Here is a 20,832-nt window from a genome sequence, read left to right on the forward strand (position 1 = left end):
AACGACGCAAGGCGAGCAGGAGTGCGACATGACGGCAGGCAAGATCTTTACGAAATGGGACGCCACCCATTCGCAGCTCTGGAGCCATCAGCCGATCCGGCTCGATCACGTGATGCACAAGCAGCCCGCGTTCTCCATGGACGAGCTCGCGAAGCTGATCGAGAACTATCCGCGCGAGCATTACAGCCTGGTCAAGACCGGCGGGAAGGGTTCCAGCCGGGTCTGGCGCGAAGGCGAGATCGGCAAGCTGAGAGGTCGCCAGGTGATCGAGGCGATCTCGCGCGGCGGTCTGTGGCTCAACCTGCGCAACGTCACCTCCGTCGATCGCCGCTTCCGCGAGATGGTCGGCCGGATGTTTGCGGAGATCGGCGCCAAGGTCCCCGGCTTTGACGCGCCGACATATCAGGCGGGCATCCTCGTCTCCTCCCCGGACGCGCAGGTCTATTACCATGCCGACCTGCCGGGGCAGGGATTGATCCAGATCGCCGGCCGCAAGCGCGTCTATATCTATCCGAACACGCCGCCGTTCATCCGGCCGGCGCATCTCGAAGACATCGCGCTGTTCGACGTCGAGGTCGATATCCCCTATGCGTCCTGGTACGACCAACATGCCCAGGTGATCGATCTCGAGCCTGGCCAGATGTTGAACTGGCCGCTGAACGCGCCGCATCGCGTCGAGAATCTCGGCGTCGTCAACATTTCGATGACGGTATCCTACGTGAACGACGAAATCCGGCGCGCGCAGATACTGCACCTCGCCAATGGCATGCTGCGTCATCGCTTCGGCTACACGCCGAAGAGCCGCAGCCTGCGCGGTCCGTCATTCTTTGCCAAGCAGGTGATGCAGAAGCTGCTGCGCGACGGCAAATGGGTGAAGCGCGAGCGCTCGGTGCGGCGTCCGATCGACTTCCGCCTCGACGAGACCGAGCTTGGCAAGATCGTCGACTTGCCGAAGGCGGCGTAAGCGCGACGGCGATGACGGTACTCGCGACATCGGCGGGCAAGCTCTCGGCGCGGGCGAAGGCGCGCGCGGCCGGCTACCGCGTCGACATCTTTTCCGACTGGACGCAGGCGGCAGTGCGATGGGGTACGTTCGCTCCTCCGACCGCGTTCCAGAATCCGCAATGGTATGAAGCCTGGTACGCCGCTTTCGCCGACACCGAGGGCGTCTCGCCGGTGATCGCGTTGGTTACCGATGCCGCGACTGGCGAGCCGGCCGCGCTGTTGCCGTTGATCCGTCATCGACACGGCAGCCTTCGAACCATCGAATTCGCCGACCTTCATCTCACCGATTATAACGCGCCGTTGCTCGGGCCCGCCGCGCCCCGCGATGCCGCGGCAGCACGTGTCTTCTGGCGTGACTTGCGCGCTGCGTTGCGCAAGCTGCCCGGCGGCGCCGATCTGATCCGCTTCCGCAAGGTTGCGCCCGATCTCGACGGCCGGCCCAATCCGCTGGCGCTGCTCGATACCGCGGCGGTTTGCCCCGTCAACGGCAATCTCGTCACTACGGGCGAGGACTACGATGCCTGGCGCCACACGCTGGAGCGGACCACGCGCAAGGAATTGGAGCGGAGCTGGCGCGTGTTCACGCGCGATCCCGCCGCTGCATTTGGCATTGCGCCAGACCCTGACGAGGCGTTGCGCATTCTCGCGACGACCGAGGCTCAGCAGAGCTCGCGGATGCAGAATCTGGGAGTCAATTTCATCCTCAATGACGAAAACTGCGCTGCGTTCTATCGCAGTCTGGTCGGTAACGGTGTCGCCAGCGGCTATGCCATTGTGTCGGCTTTGACAGCGGGTGAAGAGGTGGTGGCAACGCTGCTCGGTGTCCGCAACGGCTCGCGCTATGTGATGATCCGCATCAGCAACGCCGGCGACAAATGGAGCAACTGCTCGCCGGGACGGCTGATCATCGAGCGCACCATGGCGGCGTTGCACAAGCAGGGCGTCCGCGAGTTCGATTTCTCGATCGGCAACTATGCCTATAAGCGCCGCTTCGGCGTGAAGCGCCTGCCGCTGCTCGATATCAGCGCCGCATTGAGCTGGCGCGGACTAGCCCATGCGCTCCGCGACCGCGCCGCGCAGGAATTGCGCCGCTATCCGAAGTTAACAACGTATCTGAAACGCGCGCTCGGCAAGCCGCCCACCCGCGAAGAAAGCTGATCTGCTTCAATGCAGATTTGTCACACTCACACGGATTGTGGGGATGTTCATTCTATGTTCGCAAAAGTCCACAATTGTGGTCGCTGCAGCGCCGTATGCTGGCTCTCGGGCAAAGGGCCACCGGGAATGTTCCGCAAGGAGAGCCGACATGCCAGCCTACATCCATCGCCATGCCGTGGAACCCGACTTCGTCATCTGCCCGAGCTGCGCAGGGCTTCCGATGTTCGTCACGGATGTTGAGCCGCATTGGAGCCTGGCGAAGATCGACTTTACCTACGAATGCTCCGATTGTGGCGCGCAGGTCAGGCAAACGGTGACAAAGCCGGAATTGCTGAACTAGAGCGTGATTTCCGAAGTGATCATGCTCAATCGGAGAGACGAGATCATGATCTTGATCGGATCATGATCCAAGGCTGGCGCTGCTCAGAGTTGCCGGACCACGCCGGGTCGGCCAAGCGGGCATTCCAGCGCTGTGCGATCCCATTTCCCGGCAATCGCGGCAGCCTCATAGGTGCTTTGCAGAAATTCCAGCACCGCCTGGTCGGGATCACCGGAGGTGCGCGCCGCATCATAGGGCAGGATGAATTCGCCAAGCTTTTCACTGAAGAAGGCTGCATCGGGTCGCACCTTGGCGGCGCGGAAGCCTGCGGGCTCAGGATAGGCGTAGGAATAGAACGCCGGATAGTCGATGGCGCCGCCGCCCGGCCAGAAACCTGCGCTGCTCACCTCGTGCGAATAGGCTTCATACGCCACCGCGTCCGGCAGATTCGGCACACCGCCGGGATGGCGTGGTGCGCTCCTGCCGGAGAAACGCGTCACCGCGAGATCAAAGCTGCCCCAGAAGAAATGCACGGGGCTGGCTTTGCCGAGGAAGCCGGTGCGGAACTGCTTGAACAGCCGGTCGCAGTTCAAGAGGATCTGGAAGAAGCGCCGCACCGCATCCGGATCGTAGGAGTGGTGCCGGTTGTCGTCAGAGAACCGGATCGGGTCAGGCAATTCGTTTGGCGTTTCGTCAATCGCAACATCGATGCCGAGCTCCCTCAGCGCAGCGAGCACCGCGGTGTAGAAGCTCGCCACCGAGAGCCCGGCCAGCGCAAAATGCCGCTCGGCGCCGTCGCTGGTCGAAATGCGCAAGGCGTGATCGATGAAGTCGAAATCGATTTGAAACATTCTAATGCCGTCAGGGATCGGCGAGGTGGTGAGCCCGCGCGCGGTGACATAGAGCGTGACGTGCCAGGAGTGATTCAGCCAGGGCGACTTCACCAGCCGGATCTTGCCGACGATCTGGGTCCAGAGATGCAGAGTGGCAGAGGTGTCACGCCACGCCGCGGTCGGCAGCTCTGGCCATAAAATTTGTTTGGTGTTGTTCATGCCTAGACCTCACGCGCGACGGCGCTTGAGCATTCATCCTATCACGAATTCGTTATGGCAACTCCCAGGATGCGGCCTGACAATTGACATCACGACTTCGTGCATTCCGGACAGCGGCGTCGCCCGCGCGTGGCGCGGAACAGACCCGTGCACCACCAGCGCCGCGCCATCGCCTGAAGCGGTCTGCGCACTAGCTGCGCCATGAAAAGCATTTCAACCATGTCGGGACCCCAACGCGCATGTGCCGCCAGGTCCGGGGGGCAAGGACCTGGCGGCTGCAGTCATGCGGTTTTGAACATGAAGGTGCGATCGAAATGAAATCTCCGACCGCACGCTCGATATAGGGCCACGCTCGTAAACGAGAACGCCCTCAAGCTCGTATCAGCCATGCAGTTTTTTCGCGGTCTCTGCGATCACACGTCCTTGATAGCGCGCGCCTGCAAGCTCGTTGGCGCTCGGTTGCCGGCTGCCGTCGCCGCCGGTGATCGTGGTGGCGCCATAGGGCGAACCGCCGGTGATTTCGTCGAGCTTCATCTGGCCGGCAAAGCCATAGTTGAGGCCGACTACGGTGAGGCCGAAATGCAGGAGGTTGGTGATGATCGAGAACAGCGTCGTTTCCTGCCCGCCATGCTGGGTCGCGGTCGAGGTGAAGGCGCCACCGACCTTGCCATGCAAGGCGCCCTTGGCCCAGAGGCCGCCGGCCTGATCGAGGAAGTTCGCCATCTGCGAGGACATGCGGCCGAAGCGGGTGCCGGTGCCGATGATGATTGCATCATAATTGGCGAGATCGTCGATCTTTGCGATCGGCGCTGCCTGGTCGAGCTTGTAGTATGAGGCCTTCGCGACCTCGGCCGGCACCAGCTCAGGCACGCGCTTGATATCGACGCTGGCGCCGGCTTCGCGCGCGCCTTCGGCGACCGCATTCGCCATGGCCTCGATGTGACCATAGGCGGAATAATAGAGGACGAGAACTTTGGCCATGATGGCTCTCCTTTGGTTTGGATAGGCAGAGTTGAACTTGGGAGGTCATTGCCGGGGACCCGGCAGTCCATCATCTCGGGAAGACTCTTACGGGAGAGATGGATGCCCGGGTCGAGCCCGGGCATGACGAGTGGAATTACGCCGCGTCGACCAGCACCAGTTCGGAATCCTCCAGCGCGGTGATCGTCAGCTTGGCTTCATCACGGATTGCGGCGCCGTCCCTGGCATCGACACGCACGCCGTTGACTTCGATGCTGCCGGTCGCGGGCACGAGATAGAGATGCCGCTTTTGCTCCGGCGCATATTCCGCGCTTTCGCCGCCCTTCAGCGTGGTGGCAAGCACGCGCGCCTTGGCGCGGATCGGCAGCGCGTCGGCATCGTCATCGAAGCCGCTCGCGATGGTGACGAGCGTGCCGGAGCGATCGGCTTTCGGGAACGGCTTGGAGCCCCAGGTCGGCTCGCCGCCTTGCGTCGTCGGCTCGATCCAGATCTGGAAGATCTTCGTCTTCGACGGCTCGAGATTGTATTCGGCGTGACGGATGCCGCTTCCCGCGCTCATCACCTGCACGTCCCCGGCCTCGGTGCGGCCCTTGTTGCCGAGCGAGTCCTGATGCGTGATCGCACCTTCGCGGACATAGGTGATGATCTCCATGTTGGCATGGGGATGCGGCGGGAAGCCGGTGTTCGGCGCGATCTCGTCATCGTTCCACACGCGCAACGCACCATGGCCCATATTGCCCGGATCGTAGTGGCTGCCGAACGAGAAGTGGTGCTTCGCCTTCAGCCAGCCATGATCGGCGCCGCCGAGCTTCGCATAGGTTCTGACTTCGATCATCGGAGTTTCCTCAAATTTCGATTGGGTTTGGATATGCCGTCGGCCGTGGTATAGAAATAGAAACTATCGAAACTCATTGTTTCCATTTACGGGCAAAGGCCAACCGCCAGAATGTCAAAGCTCCCGGATTTCGAAGCGCTCGCAATCTTCGCAAAAGTCGTGGAATTACGGTCGTTTGCGGCGGCCGCAACGGAGCTTGCGCTGTCGAAGGCCACCGTCTCCAAGGCGGTCAGCCGGCTCGAGGACCGGTTAGGAGCCCGGCTGTTCAACCGCACCTCGCGGCGGTTGGCACTGACGGATGCGGGGCAAAAACTGTCCGAGCGCGCGGCGCGCCTGCTTGCCGACGGTGAGGCGGCCGAGAACGAGGCGTTGGCGCAATCGGTCACCCCGCGCGGGCTGGTGCGGCTCGCGGTGCCCATGACCTTCGGGGTGAAATCAGTCGCGCCGTTGCTGCCGGAGTTTCTGGAGAAATATCCGGAAGTGTCGATCGACCTGCATTTGAGCGATGCCACCGTCGACCTGATCGGCGAAGGTTTTGATGCGGGCCTCCGCATCGCGCGCTTGCCCGATTCATCCTTGATCGCACGGCGGCTCTGCGCGATGCCGCGCTACACGGTGGCCGCGCCGTCCTACCTGAAGCGCTACGGCCGGCCGACGCATCCGATGCATCTCGCCGAGCACAAGTGCTTCGGCTACGCCCATCTCTCGACCGCGGGCGTCTGGCACTATACCAACGCGGCGGGCGAACAGGCGAGCGTGCGACCCTCGGGACAGTTGCGCGTCAACAACGGCGAAGCGCTGCTGCCGGCCGTTATCGCCGGCCTCGGCATCGCCGATCTCCCCGATTTCATCATTGGAGAATCAATCGCGCGCGGCGAGGTCGAGGTGATCCTGAAGGGCTGGAAGCAGCCCGAAGGCGCCGTGCACCTGGTGATGCCTCCCGGCGGCCCGCGCCCCGCGCGCGTCGAAGTGCTGGCGGACTTCCTGGCGAAGCATTTTGGCAAGGGCAGGAAGCGGTGAGGCGAAGGCCGCCTTTGCCTATCGCGCCCTCTATCGGCTACGCTCTTCCCACAAAGGAAAACAAAACCACTGGGAGAAAATGCCGATGAATCGCCGGGAGATTCTCAGAGCCGCGGCCGTCCTGCCGCTGGCGCAGGCCGCGCTTTCCCACGCTGCTTTCGCGCAAGGCGCTGTTTATCCCAACCGCAATATCACCATGATCGTGCCGTTTCCGGCCGGCGGGCAGGCCGATCTTGCGGCGCGGCCGGTGGCGGCGGCATTGGAGCGGATCCTCGGCAAGCCGGTGATTGTCGACAACCGCGCCGGCGGAGCCGGCGGCTCGGTCGGCAATGCGCAGGCGGCGCGCGCCGAGCCGGACGGCTACACGCTGTTGATGACGCTGTCCTCGCTCGCCGTACTGCCCGAAGCCGATCGGCTGTTCGACCGCCCGGTCGCCTATGAAGTCTCGCAATTCGCACCGATCGCGCGCGTGCTTGCCGATCCGACGCTGCTCGCGGTGCCGGCCTCCGCCCCATGGAAGACGCTGCAGGATTTTGTCGACGACGCCAAGAAGCGTCCTGGCCAGATTCCCTATGGTTCGTCCGGTCCCTACGGCACGCTTCACGTCGCGATGGAGATGTTTGCCGCGAGCGCCGGCATCAAACTGCTGCACGTGCCGTTCCGCGGCGCTGGCCCGGCGCTGACCGCGCTACTCAGCGGCACGGTGCAGGCGGTGGCATCCGCGCCGGGGACGCTGAAGCAGCAGGTTGCCGACGGCAAGATGCGGGTGCTCGCCAATTGGGGCGCCGAACGCGTCGCCAGTTTCCCGGAGCTGCCGACGTTCAAGGAGCTCGGCTACAAGGATGTCGAGTTTTACATCTGGGCCGGCCTGTTCGCGCCGCGCGCATTGCCCGCGCCGATCATGACGCGACTGCGCGAGGCGATGGCGGAAGCAGTGAGGATGCCGGAGGTGGTCAAGACCTTCGAGACCGCGGGCAGTCCGGTTGCCTATCTCGATGCGCCCGAGTTTTCCAAATTCGTTGCCGACGACAGCGCGCGGCTGATCGCGGCGGTCAAGAAAATCGGCAAAGTGGAGTAGGCGGTTTCACATTTTGTTGCGGGCCGCGAACCTTCCGCAGTCTCATTCATTTGCCACAGTTAAAGCGTGGCTTGTGCCCATGGTTGGAGTGTGACTTGTGCGTGGAACCCGCGCGCCGAGACAGCACCGAACGAGACGTTTATCGACAAGATATTGGAAGAGGATCCCGCATGCGAACGCCGCGCATTGTCCTGGGTTGTGCGATCCTGATCGGCACCGGACCGATCGTGCAAAACCCGGCATTCTCCGAAGAGTATCGCGGAACCTGGGAACAGCAGATGGCCTGCACGCCGGATGTCTGGCGGCTCTGCAGCGATCAAATCCCCGACGTCAACCGCATCACGGCGTGTTTGCGGCAGAACACGCCGCAACTCTCACATGATTGCCGTGCGGTATTCGAATCCAGTGCAAGCGCCCAGCAGCCGCCCTCACGTGCGCTGCCGCGAACTGTGCCGCGTGCAAGGGGCGCGCCGCCGCCTGCGCAGCCTCAGCAGGCGCCGCCGAGACCTTATGACGACGACGAATAGGCCGACGCTTCCTCCTGCGACCGATGCTCGCAGACGTCGACCCATTCGGCCGACGTCAATTCCGCGAGCCGCGCCGGCGAGATTTTGACTGCGCTGTGGGTCGAGCCCGCAGCGGGCACGACGATGTCGAAGGCCTTCAGCGACACGTCACAATAGACCGGCAGCGGTGTCCTCAGGCCGAACGGGCAGACGCCGCCGACCTCGTGCCCGGTGATATCGGCAACCTCGTGCAGCCCCAGCATCTTCGGCTTGACGCCGAACAGCGCCTTCACCTTCCTGTTGTCCATCCGTGAGGTGCCGCTGGTGACGATCAGAACCACGCGCTCGCCGACCCGCAGCGACAACGTCTTGGCGATGCGCGCGGGCTCGACGCCATAGGCCTCTGCCGCAAGCGCCACCGTCGCGGAACTCTTGGTCGATTCGATCACGGCAATGTCGGGCGCCTTCTCGGCGAAGAAGGCGCGAACGGATTCCAGACTCATATTCTAGGACCTGTAGGAAGAAATCAGCGCAGGAAGCTCTGACAAATTATGGATGCGATGGTCCGGCGCAACGCCGAGCTCATCCATCTGGGTGCGGAGTGCCTTGAACATCGTGAGCGGCGGCAAGGTCTCGTTTTCGACACAGGCGAGCGCCATCGCCTCTGGCGTCACCCGCTCGATCCAGGCGACATTCAAGCCGAACGCCTTTGCGCCGCAGGCGTCCCACGGATTCGAGGAGATGAACAGCACGTCCGAGGGAGGCACGCGAAGCACCTCTTCGATCAGCGTGTAGACCTCGACGCTCGGCTTAAATATCTTCTTGGCATCGACGCTGATGGTTGCGTCGAGCACGCGGTCGAGTCCGCTGTTGCGCACCAGCGCGTTCAGCATGTCCGGGCTGCCATTGGAGAGGATCGCGAGCTTCTTGCCCCTCATCGCTTCGAGTGAGGCAAGCGCGTCCGGATAGAGATCGAGGTGCAGGTATTTGTCGATGATTCTGTCGAACGTCCCGGCGTCATATTGCAGGCCGAGGCTCCGCAGGGTGTAGGCGAGCGAGTCGCGCGTGACGACGGAGAAGTCCTGGTAGCGCCGCATCAGCGAGCGCAGCCAGCTATATTCGAGCTGCTTGATGCGCCAGATCTGCGTAATGAGCTCGCCATAGCCCGGGAAGGCATCCTCGGTCACTTCAGCGACCGACTGGACGTCATAGAGCGTGCCATAGGCATCGAAGACGACGGCTTGGATGGTCATTGTAACTTCTCTTGCCCGCCGATTGTCGCATACAGGAATTTGCGGACTGCGTCGACCGATTGATCCCTGGCTGCCTGGTTGAATTCGAGGTGATGCCCGAGAAACTTCAGTGGCGTTGCGAGGCCCGGGACATCGAAAGCGTGATAGGCGCCGGGATAGACGATGAACTCAATCGGAACGCCCAGGCCCTTCTGGCGCGAAATGCCGTAGTCGTCGCGGCCTTCCACCAGGTTGCGGCACTCCCTCGCCAGCGTCCAGTCGTCGAGCTCGCCGATCAGGATCAGCGTCGGCACAGTCATGCTGTCCTTGATGCCGAGGCACGGCGGATAGAATGCGATCGCTGCGCGGAATTTGTCATTCGACGTCCGCTCGATCATCCCGCGCTCGACCGAAGTAAGCGCGAGCAACCCGCCCTGCGAGAAGCCGATAACCGCGACGTGATCGCGATCGACAAAGGGCTGCTGCACCAGGAAGGCCAGCGCCCGATAGGCGTCGAAGACGGCTGCGGCGGGCGGGCCGCTGGTGCAGGTGCTGGTGAGGCCGCGTGGGCCAAAGCGGTCCAGCGTGAGCGTGACATAGCCCCAGGATACGATCAGCTTGCCCCAGCGCTGGTCGAGCTGCCGCGAGCCGCCGCTGCACCCGTGAAGCAGGACCACCGCGGGCGAAGTGCCGCTATCGCGGGGCTGACGCAGGTATCCTTGCAAGGGCTGCGAACTCGCCAGCGGATTCTCGACTTCGACGATGCGGCTCTCCGGCGCGTCAGCCGCGCGGCATGCGGTCCCGCCGCCGATCAGGAGTGCGGCGACAATCGCGGCGATAGTGGTAGCGATCCTGGCGAGGCTCGTCATCGACACCTCCCGCTTGATCGCCAGCCGGCGATCACCGATCGCTTATATACCCAAAATCTTCCGCGCGTTGGCCTTCAGGACCTTTGGCCGAATCTCCTCGCGGATGTCGAGCTTGGCGAAATCCGCAAGCCAGCGGTCCGGCGTGATCACCGGCCAGTCCGAGCCGAACAGCATCTTGTCCTGAAGGATCGAGTTGATGTAGCGCACGAGGATCGGCGGAAAGTATTTCGGCGACCAGCCGGAGAGGTCGATATAGACGTTCGGTTTGTGGGTCGCGACCGAGAGCGCCTCTTCCTGCCAAGGGAAGGACGGGTGCGCGAGGATGATCTTCAGGTCGGGGAAGTCGGCGGCGACATCGTCCATATACATCGGGTTGGAATATTTCAGCCGCATCCCCATGCCGCCGGGCATGCCGCTGCCGACTCCGGTCTGGCCGGTGTGGAACAGCGCGATCGCGCCGCCGTCATTGATCGCTTCATAGAGCGGATAGGCCAAGCGGTCGTTCGGATAGAATCCTTGCATGGTCGGATGGAATTTGAAGCCGCGGACACCGTAGTCCTCGATCAGCTTCTGTGCCTCGCGCACGCCAAGCTTGCCCTTGTGCGGATCGATGCTGACGAAGGGGATCAGCACGTCGAGATTTTCGGATGCGACTTCCAGCACCTCGTAATTGTTGTAGCGGCGGAAACCGGTCTCGCGCTCGGCATCAACGGGGAAGATCACGGCCGCGATGTTCTTGGACCGGTAATAGGCGGCGGTCTCCGGCACCGTCGGCGGATGTTTGTGCGGTGACTTGAAATACTCCGCCATCTGCGCCTGGAAGTCGTCATAGCCGTCGTCGCCATGCATGCCGCAGGGCTCCTCAGCATGGGTGTGGATGTCGATCGCGACGACATTGTCGATGTCGGGCAGCTTGAGCTTGGGCATTCTTGGGGTTCCTTTGGGGTTCCCGGCTTCTTCGCGGGTTTCCAAATTGATTATACTACATAACGAATTTCGCAAGGCGGCCGAAACCCTACGGGCGGAAGGCCTATTAAGATTGACATTTACGCCCCCGATCGCCTAGAAGGCGCGTGTCCCGGGCGGCAAGGCCTTTTTCGGGACAAATCCCATTTGCCATATTTGGGCAGGTTTTAGGTTCGGGCTTGAGCACGGCCTTTCAACGCATCAGGATTGTCCCATGAAGGTCCGTAACTCGCTGAAATCGCTGCGCGGCCGCCATCGCAACAACCGTCTGGTCCGCCGCAAGGGCCGAGTCTATGTGATCAACAAGGTGCAGCGCCGCTTCAAGGCTCGCCAGGGCTGATCGCGGGTCCCTGTTCCCGGTTCGCCCCAACGCATCGTTTCACACGTCTTTGACGTCGCGCTGCTTTGCAGCGCGACGTTGTGCGTTTAAGCTGCGGCAATGGAATTGGGATTCCTGAGGCCGATAAACCGTCAGCTCGCGCTCCTGCTCGCCGCGATCGTGATTGCGGCGCCGGCGACTGCGTTCGCCCAAGGCGATCCCCGGGTCATCCCCCCGCCCAAGGAGCAGAAGAAGCTCCCCGAGGCGCCCAGTAAATTGCCGAACGTGGGCGCCGACCGGATGCGCGGACTCGATTTCCTGTTTGGCGCACTGAAGGCCGCGCCCGATGATGCCAGCGCCAAGCATGTGGAGGCGCGGATCTGGGCGCAGTGGCTGCAGACGCCGAGCGATACCGCAATGCTTCTAATGGTACGCGCCAAGGCCGCGATGGACGCCCAGAACATTGATGTCGCGCTGAAATTGCTCAATGCCGTCGTGAAGTTGCGCCCCGACTATATCGAAGGCTGGAACCGGCGCGCGACAATCTACTACTTGAAGAATGACTATGTGCATTCGCTGGAGGACCTCCAACAAGTCCTCACGCGTGAACCCCGCCATTTCGGCGCGCTGGCTGGCCTCGGCATGATCATGCAGGACTTGGGCGACGACAAGCGCGCGCTTGACGCGTTCCGCAAGGCGCTTGCCATCAATCCGCACCTGGAGAAGGTGCCGGAATTGGTAAAGCAGCTCAGCGAAAAAGTCGAAGGCCGCGATATCTAGTCCCGGTGGATTAACCACGACTTCGAGCAGCCGATTGCGGTGCGGAACAATTGCCGCTAACGCGCTTGGTTCCCACTCGAACCTGCTCGGAGCGAAGCCATGAAAGCGGTGTTGTTGGCCGGCACGGTAATCGTCGCGACGACGGCCGTCGGTCTTGCCGACGGGCTATATTGGGTGGTGGGCAACCACGCCACCGACACCTGCGACATTGTCACCAGCAACCCGATCGTCGACGGGAACATCTGGTTCGCCGACGGCCCTTATAACTCGGTCGACGACGCCAAACTCGCGCGCTCCACCATCAGCCAATGTCCAAAGGATCAACCGCCGGCCGACAATCCCAAGTAGGGCCCACTCGGCGGCGCGGGGTTGACCCGCTGAACTCAGTGCAGGAGCCTCCCGCCGCGGGTGAATTCGTCGCGCGCCGCCGCAGCATAAAGCTGCTGCAGCTCGGCCTCGAGTTGCTCATTGACCAACAGCAACGCCCTCAATGCGCCATGCAGGTCACCATTGCAGCTTGCGACGATCTGGTCGATAGCCGCTTCGCACGGATCGGAACTCATTGATACTCCTCCGAATTTCCTTGTGAACTGTTGCTGCGGCGTCCTGTTCCTGTGGATTCTGTGGACAGGCTTGCCGTGTTCCATCTCGATCAAGCCGCGCGTTTTGGCAGAATGCCGGCGAGAAGTTACGGAATAGGCGATGACGCTGATATGAACCCGCTATCCACAGGATGGGCGCGCTGTGGAAAACCGGCAGCGTCGGATGATGTGCCGTCGGCGGGCGCCGTTTACCCCTCCAACAGATCATCCGGGCCTGCTCGATGGCGATTGTGATCGCGGTGGCGGCGCTGGCGTTGCTGGTCGCAGCCACACAGGTGGGCATCGTGCTGGTGCAACGGGCCTTTCCCGCGCAGGGCGTGATGGTCGAGGTGACAGGCGACGCGCTGCACGTCGTCGATATCGGCCCGCGCGGGGCGGCCTCGCCACCGATCGTGATGTTGCATGGTGCAAGCTCCAATCTCGAGGTGATGCGCCGCCCGCTCGGCGAGCGCCTCGCCCGAGACCACCGGGTGATTCTGATCGATCGTCCCGGCCATGGCTGGAGCACCCGCGCGCGGGCCAGCGATTCCACGCCTGCGACCCAGGGCCGGATGATCTCGGAGGCGCTGACAAAGCTCGGCGTCGAGCGGGCGGTGGTGGTGGCGCACTCCTGGAGCGGCGCGCTGGGCCTACGGTTGGCGCTCGATGATCCGGACCGCATGGCCGGCCTCGTGCTGCTCGCGCCGGTCGCCTATCCCTGGAAGGGCGGCGTCGGCAAGTACAACGAGCTGATCGCTACGCCTGTGATCGGCCCGCTATTCGCCTACACCATCACGCTGCCGCTCGGCACGCTGCTCACCGGGCCGGGCGCACGCGGCGTATTCCTGCCGCAGACCATGCCGGACGGCTTCGTGAAGGACACAGCGACACCGCTGTTGCTGCGGCCGCGCGAGTTCATCGCCAATGCCCGCGACCTGGTGACATTGAAGGCCGCGGTTGCCGAGCAGGCGCCGCGCTACGGCATGATCAAGGCGCCTCTCACCATCATCACCGGCGACGCTGACAGGACGGTCTCGACCGACATCCACTCCCGTCCGCTCGCCGCCGCGGTGCGGCATGCCAGGCTGATCGTGCTGCCGGGCACCGGCCACATGATCCAGAACGCAGCCGCGGATCTGGTGATCGCGGAGATCGAGGCGATGATCGGGAAATCGCGCATCGCCGCGGCCGGAGGAGAGTGGCAATCGAGTCATGGACGGATATAATGCCAATTATGACTAAGTTACTTGAACGTGCCATCGAGCGGATGCGAGGGCTCCCTGTGCAAGATCAGGACGCTCTTGCTAACGCACTGCTCTCTCTCGCCGGAGAGCCAACACCCATTGTCTCTCTCGATGACGATACCCGCGCTGCTATTGCGGAAGGCCTTGCTCAAGCCAAGCGCGGCGACTTCGTTTCGGACGAAGAGGTGAGAAACGCCGAGAAACGTCGGGGTCTATGAAGGTCCGATACACTCGGCGCGCGTTCAACGATCGCGAAGCTATCTACGATTTCCTAGAAGAGCGAAGCCCAAACGGCGCAACCAACGTTCAGCGCGCCATTCTCAATACGATTCACGTGCTCGAAACGTATCCGCGGCTCGGGCAGCGAACCGAATTGCGGACGTGTACGAGCTAGCCGTTCCCCGCTATGCGTACAAAGTTTACTACCGGCTTGAGGGTGACGAGGTGTGGATACTTCATATTCGCGACGCTCGTCGTCGCCCGCTGCAGGAGCAAGATTTACCTTAGCACGGGTCGTCGGCGTCGCAACGCCCCGCCAAAGGGACGTTACGACGCAAGATGACCGCTGCTACTGCTTGATTTTCCCGTCCTTGTCGAACTGCGCGAGGTAGGCCCAGAGGTTGTTGGCTTCGGTCTCGTTCTTGATGCCGGCGAACGCCATCTTGGTGCCGGGAATCTTGGCCTTGGGGTCCTTGATGTATTCGAGGAACTGTTCCTTGTTCCAGGTGATGCCGGATTTCTTGTTGGCGTCCGAATAGTTGTAGTCGGGTGCGGTACCCGAGTGGCGGCCGTCGAGCCCGTTGAGCTCGGGACCGACCTTGTTCTTGGCGCCTTCGCCAATCGCATGGCAGGCGAGGCACTTGTTGAACGAGGTCTTGCCTGCGGCAACATCCTGCGCCTGCGCGCCCGGCGCAACGAACACTGAGGTGACGACGGCCAGCGCGCTCAAGATCGATGTTTTCATGTGGTGCTCTTTGTTTCTTCCCTGATTAGGTGGGCAGGTTGCTTGTGGCAAACCCACCTTGGTTGGACAAGTGACGAAACTTTGACAGTCTTCGCGGAGGCAGGCTTGCCCGAGAGAGAACTTGATCTGCAGGAGCAGCGGGTTTCGCGCGGCCTTCCCATTTGAGCCCGGAAATGCTTGATTTTCCCGGACAAATCGATAAATCGCAAGGTTTGGAGGGACCCGCATGGCCATCATGATGCCGGCTGCCGATCAGGCGGTTCTCAGTCGCCGCAGCGAAATCGTTGCTGCATTGCGGGCGATCGTGCCGGGTGAGGGCGTGATCGACAGTGCGGCCGAGATGCTGGCCTACGAATCGGATGGCCTTACCGCCTATCGCCAGCCGCCGATGGTCGTGGTGCTGCCCGATACCACCGAGCAAGTCTCACAGGTGCTGAAATATTGCCACGCGCGGGGCATCAAGGTGGTGCCGCGCGGCTCCGGCACGTCGCTGTCCGGTGGCGCGCTGCCGCTCGCCGACGGCGTGCTGCTCGGCCTCGGCAAGTTCAAGCGCATCCGCGAGATCGATTTCGACAACCGCGTCGTCGTGACCGAACCCGGCGTCACCAACCTCGCGATCAGCCAGGCGGTGGCGCATGCCGGCTTCTACTACGCGCCCGATCCGTCATCGCAGATCGCCTGCTCGATCGGCGGCAATGTCGCGGAAAATTCCGGCGGCGTGCATTGCCTGAAATACGGCATGACCACGAACAACGTGCTCGGCTGCGAGTTCGTGCTGATGAACGGCGAGGTCCTGCGCATCGGCGGCAAGTCGGCGGAGAACGCCGGTTACGACATCATGGGCATCATCACGGGCTCGGAGGGCCTGCTCGGCGTCATCACCGAAATTACCGTGCGCATCCTGCAGAAACCGGAGACGGCTCGCGCGCTGATGGTCGGCTTCGCCGAGGTCGAGGCCGCGGGCGAATGCGTGGCGCGCATCATCGGCGCCGGTATCATCCCGGGCGGCATGGAGATGATGGACAAGCCGGCGATCCACGCCGCCGAAGCCTTCGTCCATGCCGGCTATCCGCTCGACGTCGAGGCGCTCTTGATCATCGAGCTCGATGGTCCGAGCATCGAGGTGGATGAGTTGATCCGGCGGGTCGAGACAATCGCGCAAGGCTGTGGCTCCACCAGCTGCCAGATCTCCAGTTCGGAGGCCGAACGCAATCTGTTCTGGGCCGGCCGCAAGGCGGCCTTCCCCGCGGTCGGGCGGATCTCCCCCGATTATCTCTGCATGGACGGCACCATCCCACGCGGCGCGCTGCCGAAGGCCTTGGCGCGCATCCGCGAGCTGTCGGAAAAATACCAGCTCGGCGTCGCCAACGTGTTTCACGCCGGCGACGGCAATCTCCATCCGCTCATTCTCTATGATGCCAACAAGCCCGGCGAGATGGCGCGGGCGGAAGCCTTCGGCGCCGATATCCTGCGCTGCTGCGTCGAGCTCGGCGGCGTGCTTACCGGCGAGCACGGCGTCGGTATCGAGAAGCGCGACTTGATGCCGGAAATGTTTTCCGAGATCGATCTCAACCAGCAGCAGCGCCTGAAATGCGCCTTCGATCCGCAAGGCCTGCTCAATCCCGGAAAGGTGTTTCCGACCCTGCACCGCTGCGCCGAACTCGGCCGCGTCCACGTGCATGGCGGCAAGCTCGCGTTTTCGGATATTCCGCGGTTCTAGCCGAGCGCGTTCTTCCCCGCTCCCCTTGGTTTGAGAAGGTGGCGCGAAGCGCCCGATGAGGGGTTGCCTCCGCGGGCGATAGTGCTCGTGGAGAGAGACCCCTCACCCAAGCGAGTTCGTTGCAGGCAGCGGAACTGCCCTCTCCCACAAGGGGAGAGGGCGCAACAATTGGCACCGCGACACGCGACGATCGGCAATCACAGCAACGCGTATTGCGTGCGTTCGCGTTTTGCCAGCAGCGGCAGCGCTTCGCCGGCGATGTAGGTCTTGAAATGCGCGCTCTCCTGATGCGCCTTGAAGGCGGCTTCGTCGCGGAACAGTTCGTAGAACAGGAACTGCGCCGGATTGTCCTTGGCGCGCGAGATCAGGAACAGCTTTGCGCCAGGCTCGCGCTGCGCCTCGGGCAGGAAGCGCGACAGGATATCTGCGATCCGGTCGGCTTGGCCTTCCTTCGCCTCCCATTGCGCGACCACCAGCAGGCCGCCGCCGCCGACGGCTTCTTTCACGGTCTTGTCGATTGCATATTGACCCATGGCCATTTGCTCCTTTGATAGGTCGAGTGGAAGCTGCTTCCTACATCCGCACCTGCCGACGATAATTCGATATCGGACGAATGATGTACGAAATCGCTTCGATGTAGGACGAAGTGTCTCGTCGGATGGAGACGCCAGAAATGCGACCCGAACGGATCGCAGGGAGCGATCGCGAGACCTCTATCTCCCCGCCACGGTGCCCTTGTGTCCGGCATCGATGCCTATAGAAGGGATAGCGGAGAACAGCAGCGGCTGCGGTGGAAAGGCAAGGCGGTAGGCGTGGATATCCGGAAGGTACGAGATGCGGCTGATGTCGAGCAGGCGGTACGGGCGGCGATCGCCGCCGAGCAGCCGCTCGAGATCATCGGCCATGGTTCCAGGCGAGAAATCGGCCATCCGATGGCGACCAACGCGGTGGTCGATCTCTCCGCGCTGAACGCGGTCGTCTCCTATGAGCCGAACGAACTGATCATCACCGTTGAGGCCGGCGCCCCGCTTGCCGACGTGCAGTCGCTGATCGATGCCAGGAACCAGCAATTCGCCTTCGAACCGGTCGATACCTCGGTGCTGCTCGGCACGAAGGGGAGCGGCACCATCGGCGGTATGATCGGGGTAGGGCTCGCCGGGTCGCGCCGGATCAAATCCGGCGGCGTCCGCGACCACCTGCTCGGCGCCCATGCCGTCTCCGGCTTCGGCGACAGCTTCAAGACGGGCGGCAAGGTGGTGAAGAACGTCACCGGCTACGATCTCTGCAAATTGCTCAGCGGTTCGTGGGGCACGCTCGCCGTGATGACGGAGGTGACGCTGAAGGTGATGCCGAAGCCGGAGGCCGAACGCACGCTTATCCTGCGCGGTCTCGACGACGTCGCCGCCAACCGTGCGATGACTGCGGCGCTCGGCTCGCCCTTCGATGTCTCCGGTGCGGCACATCTGCCCAATTCGGCGTTGCGGCCGACCGACGCTGCGCTTGCTCCTCTGGGGGCGCCGGAGCAGGCCGTCACGCTGCTGCGGCTCGAGGGGATTGCGGCATCCGCCGCGCACCGCGCCGCCAGTCTCGCCAAGGCGCTCGCCCCATATGGAGCGGTTGAGACCATCGAGGATGCCGTCTCCCTGTCGATCTGGAGCGCGCTGCGTGACGTCACGCCATTCGCGGCGAACGGTGCGCTCGGCGCCTGGCCGGTGTGGCGGATCGTCTGTCCGCCAGCTTCCGGCGGCGCGCTGGGCCAGGCCGTGGCGCGGGAGACCGGCGGCGACGTGATCTACGATTGGGGCGGCGGGCTGATCTGGGTAGCGGTGCCGCCCAAGGCGGACGCGCAGCGCGCGCAGGTTCGGGGCCGCGTCGAGGCCGCCGGCGGCCACGCCACCCTGATCCGCGCCTCCGAGGAGGTGCGGCGTGCCGTGGACGTGTTCCATCCGCAGCCGCGCGGGCTCGCCGATCTCAGCGAGCGCGTCCGCCAGAGCTTTGACCCCAAGAACATCCTCAACCGCGGCCGGCTGACGCGGGGGACTGCATCATGAAGACCGAATTCTCGCTCGCTCAACTCGCCAACCCTGATATTGCCGAAGCCGACAAGATCCTGCGCGCCTGCGTCCATTGCGGCTTCTGCACTGCGACCTGTCCAACCTATGTGCTGCTCGGCGACGAGCTCGACAGCCCGCGCGGCCGCATCTACCTGATCAAGGAAATGCTGGAGAAGGACAAGCCGCCGACTGCGGAGGTGGTCAAGCATATCGACCGCTGCCTGTCATGTCTCGCTTGCATGACCACCTGTCCGTCCGGTGTGCACTACATGCACCTCGTCGACCAGGCACGGGTCAGGATCGAGAGCGACTATCGGAGGCCGCTCACTGAGCGGCTGCTGCGCTCCGTGCTTGGCTTCGTGCTGCCGCGAGCCGGCGCCTTCCGCACCAGCATGGCGCTGGCCCGGTTCGCCCGGCCGTTCGCGGCGCTGTTGCCGACGCCCGGGGCCGACGCCACCCCAAGCCTGCTCCGCCGCATCAAGGCGATGCTGGCGCTGGCACCATCCCGCCTCCCGCCAGCGGGTCCGCCGGGGGGAAGCGTGTTCCCCGCGGTTGGGACACGGCGGGGACGGGTGGCGCTATTGCAGGGCTGCGCGCAGCAGGTGCTTGCCCCGCGCATCAACAAGGCCGCCATCAATGTGCTGACCCGCCACGGCATCGAGGTGGTGCTGGTCAAGGACGAGCAATGCTGCGGCGCGTTGACCCATCACCTCGGGCAGGATGGCGATGCGCTCGCCCGCGCCCGCGCCAACGTCACGGCATGGCGGAAGGAGGCGGAACAGCGCGGTCTCGACGCCATCCTGGTGACTACGTCAGGCTGTGGCACCGTGATCAAGGACTATGGTTTCATGCTGCGCGAGGACCGGGAATTCGCTGCTCCCGCCGCGAAGGTCTCCGCGCTGGCAAAGGACATCACCGAATATCTTGCCGGCGTCGAACTCGATCCGCCGCGCCTCGAAGACGAGGTCACTATCGCCTATCACTCCGCTTGTTCGCTGCAGCACGGGCAGAAAATCACAGGCCTTCCGAAAGAATTGCTTTCCAAGAATGGATTCGTGGTGAAAGATGTGCCGGAGAGCCATTTGTGTTGCGGTTCGGCGGGGACCTACAACATTCTCCAGCCCGACATTGCGATGAGGTTGCGCGATCGGAAGCTTGCCAACCTCGCGACAATCAAGCCGGACATGATTGCTGCGGGCAATATTGGCTGCATGGTTCAGATTGCCGGCGGTACGTCAGTTCCTGTGGTGCACACGATTGAGCTTCTCGATTGGGCGACAGGAGGTCCTCGGCCAGGGGTGAATTGATCGATTGCCTATCGAGCACGAACCGGACCCGGGGGCCGTTCTGGGGCGACGCGGGTAGCGGTTTTCTCCACGACAGGCGCACGCGTTTGCGCGGAGGCCATGCGCGACAAAGGACGGGCGGGGGGTGCTTCGAAGAAGCACGATCCCGATCCGGGCAAGCGGACTATTCGAAGCGCTCGACAGACTGAATCAGCGGCAACAGGAGGATCACGATGGCTAAAGCGAAGAAGGGTAAGAAGGGGAAAAAGGCCAAGAAGGTGAAGAAGGCGGTAGCGGCCAAGAAGAAGTCTGCGAAGAAGGTCGCCAAGAAGACGGCGAAGAAATCTGCCAAGAAGGCTGCCAAGAAGACCGCAAAGAAATCCGCGAAGAAGTCAGCAAAGAAGGTCGCGAAAAAAGCTGCCAAGAAGGCAGCGCCGAAGAAGGCCGCCAAGAAGAGCGTGGCGAAGAAGGCTGCAGCTCCCAAGCCGGCCCCGGCCGCCGCCCCCGCTCCCACGCCGGAGCCCGAGCTCGGTCCGAGCTGGGCAACCCCAAGCCCCAGTCCTTCGGAGAAGACGGAAGGCTCGGAGGACTCCTCCAGTCCGTCCTGACGCAAGCGGGTAAATCCTCACGCGAGAGCCGCAGCCTCCGTCGCTGCGGCTCTTTCGTTTTTCGGCGCATGGAGTGTCGCGCGACGCGAATGGCTTGATTCGCCGGTGCGTGGGCGCGGACCGTTGCAGGAGAGACTCAGTCGGCCGCGTTTGAGAGGTGCGGATGCACTCCACGAGGCACGGAAGTCGGTAAAGTTGTTGTGAGATTGCAACACCCGTCAACAACCTCTTTCAAAAGACCCGGAACGCCTAAAA

Annotated in this window: 24 protein-coding genes; 14 read left to right on the forward strand and 10 right to left on the reverse strand. The window is 63.0% G+C overall.

Annotation, left to right across the window (positions count from 1 at the left end; genetic code table 11):
* Positions 1-28 precede the first annotated feature (28 nt).
* The 3 genes from J6497_RS28095 to J6497_RS28105 all read left to right on the forward strand — a co-directional run bounded on the left by J6497_RS28095 (position 29) and on the right by J6497_RS28105 (position 2,503).
* On the forward strand, positions 29-964 hold the full coding sequence (locus tag J6497_RS28095) for a cupin domain-containing protein (protein WP_225707516.1): 936 nt from the start codon (positions 29-31) through the stop codon (positions 962-964).
* An 11-nt stretch (positions 965-975) separates the two neighbouring features.
* Positions 976-2,163, forward strand: coding sequence for a GNAT family N-acetyltransferase (locus tag J6497_RS28100; RefSeq protein WP_225707517.1), 1,188 nt, complete (start codon positions 976-978; stop codon positions 2,161-2,163).
* 148 nt (positions 2,164-2,311) lie between these two features.
* Positions 2,312-2,503, forward strand: coding sequence for a hypothetical protein (locus tag J6497_RS28105; protein WP_225707518.1), 192 nt, complete (start codon positions 2,312-2,314; stop codon positions 2,501-2,503).
* An 83-nt stretch (positions 2,504-2,586) separates the two neighbouring features.
* On the opposite strand, the gene J6497_RS28110 is transcribed toward J6497_RS28105, so the two are convergent.
* From J6497_RS28110 to J6497_RS28120, 3 genes are all read right to left on the reverse strand, one after another.
* Complete coding sequence (locus J6497_RS28110; RefSeq protein WP_225707519.1) at positions 2,587-3,534, reverse strand: DUF5996 family protein; 948 nt, start codon at positions 3,532-3,534, stop codon at positions 2,587-2,589.
* Between the two features lie 381 nt (positions 3,535-3,915).
* Positions 3,916-4,515 carry an NAD(P)H:quinone oxidoreductase gene (wrbA, locus tag J6497_RS28115; protein WP_225707520.1) on the reverse strand — a complete coding sequence of 200 codons (600 nt, stop codon included), beginning with the start codon at positions 4,513-4,515 and terminating at the stop codon, positions 3,916-3,918.
* A gap of 136 nt (positions 4,516-4,651) precedes the next feature.
* Positions 4,652-5,350 carry a pirin family protein gene (locus J6497_RS28120; RefSeq protein WP_225707521.1) on the reverse strand — a complete coding sequence of 233 codons (699 nt, stop codon included), beginning with the start codon at positions 5,348-5,350 and terminating at the stop codon, positions 4,652-4,654.
* A gap of 111 nt (positions 5,351-5,461) precedes the next feature.
* On the opposite strand from J6497_RS28120, the gene J6497_RS28125 reads away from it, so the two are divergent.
* From J6497_RS28125 to J6497_RS28135, 3 genes are all read left to right on the forward strand, one after another.
* Positions 5,462-6,370 (forward strand): LysR family transcriptional regulator, encoded by a 909-nt coding sequence (locus tag J6497_RS28125; RefSeq protein ID WP_225707522.1) that lies wholly within the window; start codon positions 5,462-5,464, stop codon positions 6,368-6,370.
* Positions 6,371-6,455: 85 nt separating this feature from the next.
* On the forward strand, positions 6,456-7,448 hold the full coding sequence (locus tag J6497_RS28130) for a tripartite tricarboxylate transporter substrate binding protein (protein WP_225707523.1): 993 nt from the start codon (positions 6,456-6,458) through the stop codon (positions 7,446-7,448).
* A gap of 170 nt (positions 7,449-7,618) precedes the next feature.
* The gene (locus J6497_RS28135; protein ID WP_225707524.1) at positions 7,619-7,975 is read left to right on the forward strand and encodes a hypothetical protein; all 357 of its coding nucleotides are present in this window, start codon (positions 7,619-7,621) and stop codon (positions 7,973-7,975) included.
* Here J6497_RS28135 and J6497_RS28140 read toward each other — a convergent pair.
* From J6497_RS28140 to J6497_RS28155, 4 genes are read right to left on the reverse strand one after another with little or no spacing between them, the layout of a single operon-like run.
* Positions 7,957-8,457, reverse strand: coding sequence for a YbaK/EbsC family protein (locus J6497_RS28140; RefSeq protein WP_225707525.1), 501 nt, complete (start codon positions 8,455-8,457; stop codon positions 7,957-7,959). The genes J6497_RS28135 and J6497_RS28140 overlap by 19 nt on opposite strands.
* Before the next feature lie 3 nt (positions 8,458-8,460).
* Complete coding sequence (locus tag J6497_RS28145; protein ID WP_225707526.1) at positions 8,461-9,207, reverse strand: haloacid dehalogenase type II; 747 nt, start codon at positions 9,205-9,207, stop codon at positions 8,461-8,463.
* Positions 9,204-10,055, reverse strand: coding sequence for a dienelactone hydrolase family protein (locus J6497_RS28150; protein WP_225707527.1), 852 nt, complete (start codon positions 10,053-10,055; stop codon positions 9,204-9,206). Before J6497_RS28150 ends, J6497_RS28145 begins: the two co-directional genes overlap by 4 nt.
* A 42-nt stretch (positions 10,056-10,097) precedes the next feature.
* Positions 10,098-10,982: an amidohydrolase family protein gene (locus J6497_RS28155; RefSeq protein ID WP_225707528.1), complete on the reverse strand. Its 885-nt coding sequence runs from the start codon at positions 10,980-10,982 to the stop codon at positions 10,098-10,100.
* Between the two features lie 253 nt (positions 10,983-11,235).
* On the opposite strand from J6497_RS28155, the gene ykgO reads away from it, so the two are divergent.
* The 3 genes from ykgO to J6497_RS28170 all read left to right on the forward strand — a co-directional run bounded on the left by ykgO (position 11,236) and on the right by J6497_RS28170 (position 12,468).
* Complete coding sequence (gene ykgO, locus J6497_RS28160; protein ID WP_002718645.1) at positions 11,236-11,361, forward strand: type B 50S ribosomal protein L36; 126 nt, start codon at positions 11,236-11,238, stop codon at positions 11,359-11,361.
* Between the two features lie 99 nt (positions 11,362-11,460).
* Complete coding sequence (locus J6497_RS28165; protein ID WP_225707529.1) at positions 11,461-12,120, forward strand: tetratricopeptide repeat protein; 660 nt, start codon at positions 11,461-11,463, stop codon at positions 12,118-12,120.
* Positions 12,121-12,219: 99 nt separating this feature from the next.
* Entirely contained in the window at positions 12,220-12,468 is a 249-nt protein-coding gene (locus J6497_RS28170) for a hypothetical protein (RefSeq protein WP_225707530.1), read from the forward strand.
* Between the two features lie 35 nt (positions 12,469-12,503).
* On the opposite strand, the gene J6497_RS28175 is transcribed toward J6497_RS28170, so the two are convergent.
* Positions 12,504-12,683: a hypothetical protein gene (locus J6497_RS28175; RefSeq protein ID WP_225707531.1), complete on the reverse strand. Its 180-nt coding sequence runs from the start codon at positions 12,681-12,683 to the stop codon at positions 12,504-12,506.
* A gap of 260 nt (positions 12,684-12,943) precedes the next feature.
* On the opposite strand from J6497_RS28175, the gene J6497_RS28180 reads away from it, so the two are divergent.
* Complete coding sequence (locus J6497_RS28180; protein WP_225707532.1) at positions 12,944-13,927, forward strand: alpha/beta fold hydrolase; 984 nt, start codon at positions 12,944-12,946, stop codon at positions 13,925-13,927.
* A gap of 586 nt (positions 13,928-14,513) precedes the next feature.
* Here the strand turns inward: J6497_RS28180 and cycA are convergent.
* Positions 14,514-14,909, reverse strand: a complete 396-nt coding sequence (gene cycA, locus J6497_RS28190; protein WP_225707534.1) for a cytochrome c-550 CycA — start codon at positions 14,907-14,909, stop codon at positions 14,514-14,516.
* Positions 14,910-15,135: 226 nt separating this feature from the next.
* Here cycA and J6497_RS28195 point away from each other — a divergent pair, with 226 nt between their 5' ends.
* Positions 15,136-16,629: an FAD-linked oxidase C-terminal domain-containing protein gene (locus J6497_RS28195; protein WP_225707535.1), complete on the forward strand. Its 1,494-nt coding sequence runs from the start codon at positions 15,136-15,138 to the stop codon at positions 16,627-16,629.
* A 197-nt stretch (positions 16,630-16,826) separates the two neighbouring features.
* Here the strand turns inward: J6497_RS28195 and J6497_RS28200 are convergent, their stop codons facing one another.
* Positions 16,827-17,162 carry a putative quinol monooxygenase gene (locus J6497_RS28200; protein ID WP_225707536.1) on the reverse strand — a complete coding sequence of 112 codons (336 nt, stop codon included), beginning with the start codon at positions 17,160-17,162 and terminating at the stop codon, positions 16,827-16,829.
* 279 nt (positions 17,163-17,441) lie between these two features.
* On the opposite strand from J6497_RS28200, the gene J6497_RS28205 reads away from it, so the two are divergent.
* The 3 genes from J6497_RS28205 (at position 17,442) to J6497_RS28215 (ending at position 20,577) form a co-directional block, all read left to right on the forward strand.
* Positions 17,442-18,680: an FAD-binding protein gene (locus J6497_RS28205; protein ID WP_225707537.1), complete on the forward strand. Its 1,239-nt coding sequence runs from the start codon at positions 17,442-17,444 to the stop codon at positions 18,678-18,680.
* A complete protein-coding gene (glcF, locus tag J6497_RS28210; protein ID WP_225707538.1) occupies positions 18,677-19,990 on the forward strand; it encodes a glycolate oxidase subunit GlcF in 1,314 nt (437 codons plus the stop codon). The genes J6497_RS28205 and glcF overlap by 4 nt, the downstream gene beginning before the upstream one ends.
* 212 nt (positions 19,991-20,202) lie before the next feature.
* Positions 20,203-20,577 (forward strand): histone, encoded by a 375-nt coding sequence (locus J6497_RS28215; protein ID WP_225707539.1) that lies wholly within the window; start codon positions 20,203-20,205, stop codon positions 20,575-20,577.
* Positions 20,578-20,832 lie beyond the last annotated feature (255 nt).

The organism is Bradyrhizobium cenepequi (assembly GCF_020329485.1).
GTDB lineage: Bacteria > Pseudomonadota > Alphaproteobacteria > Rhizobiales > Xanthobacteraceae > Bradyrhizobium > Bradyrhizobium cenepequi.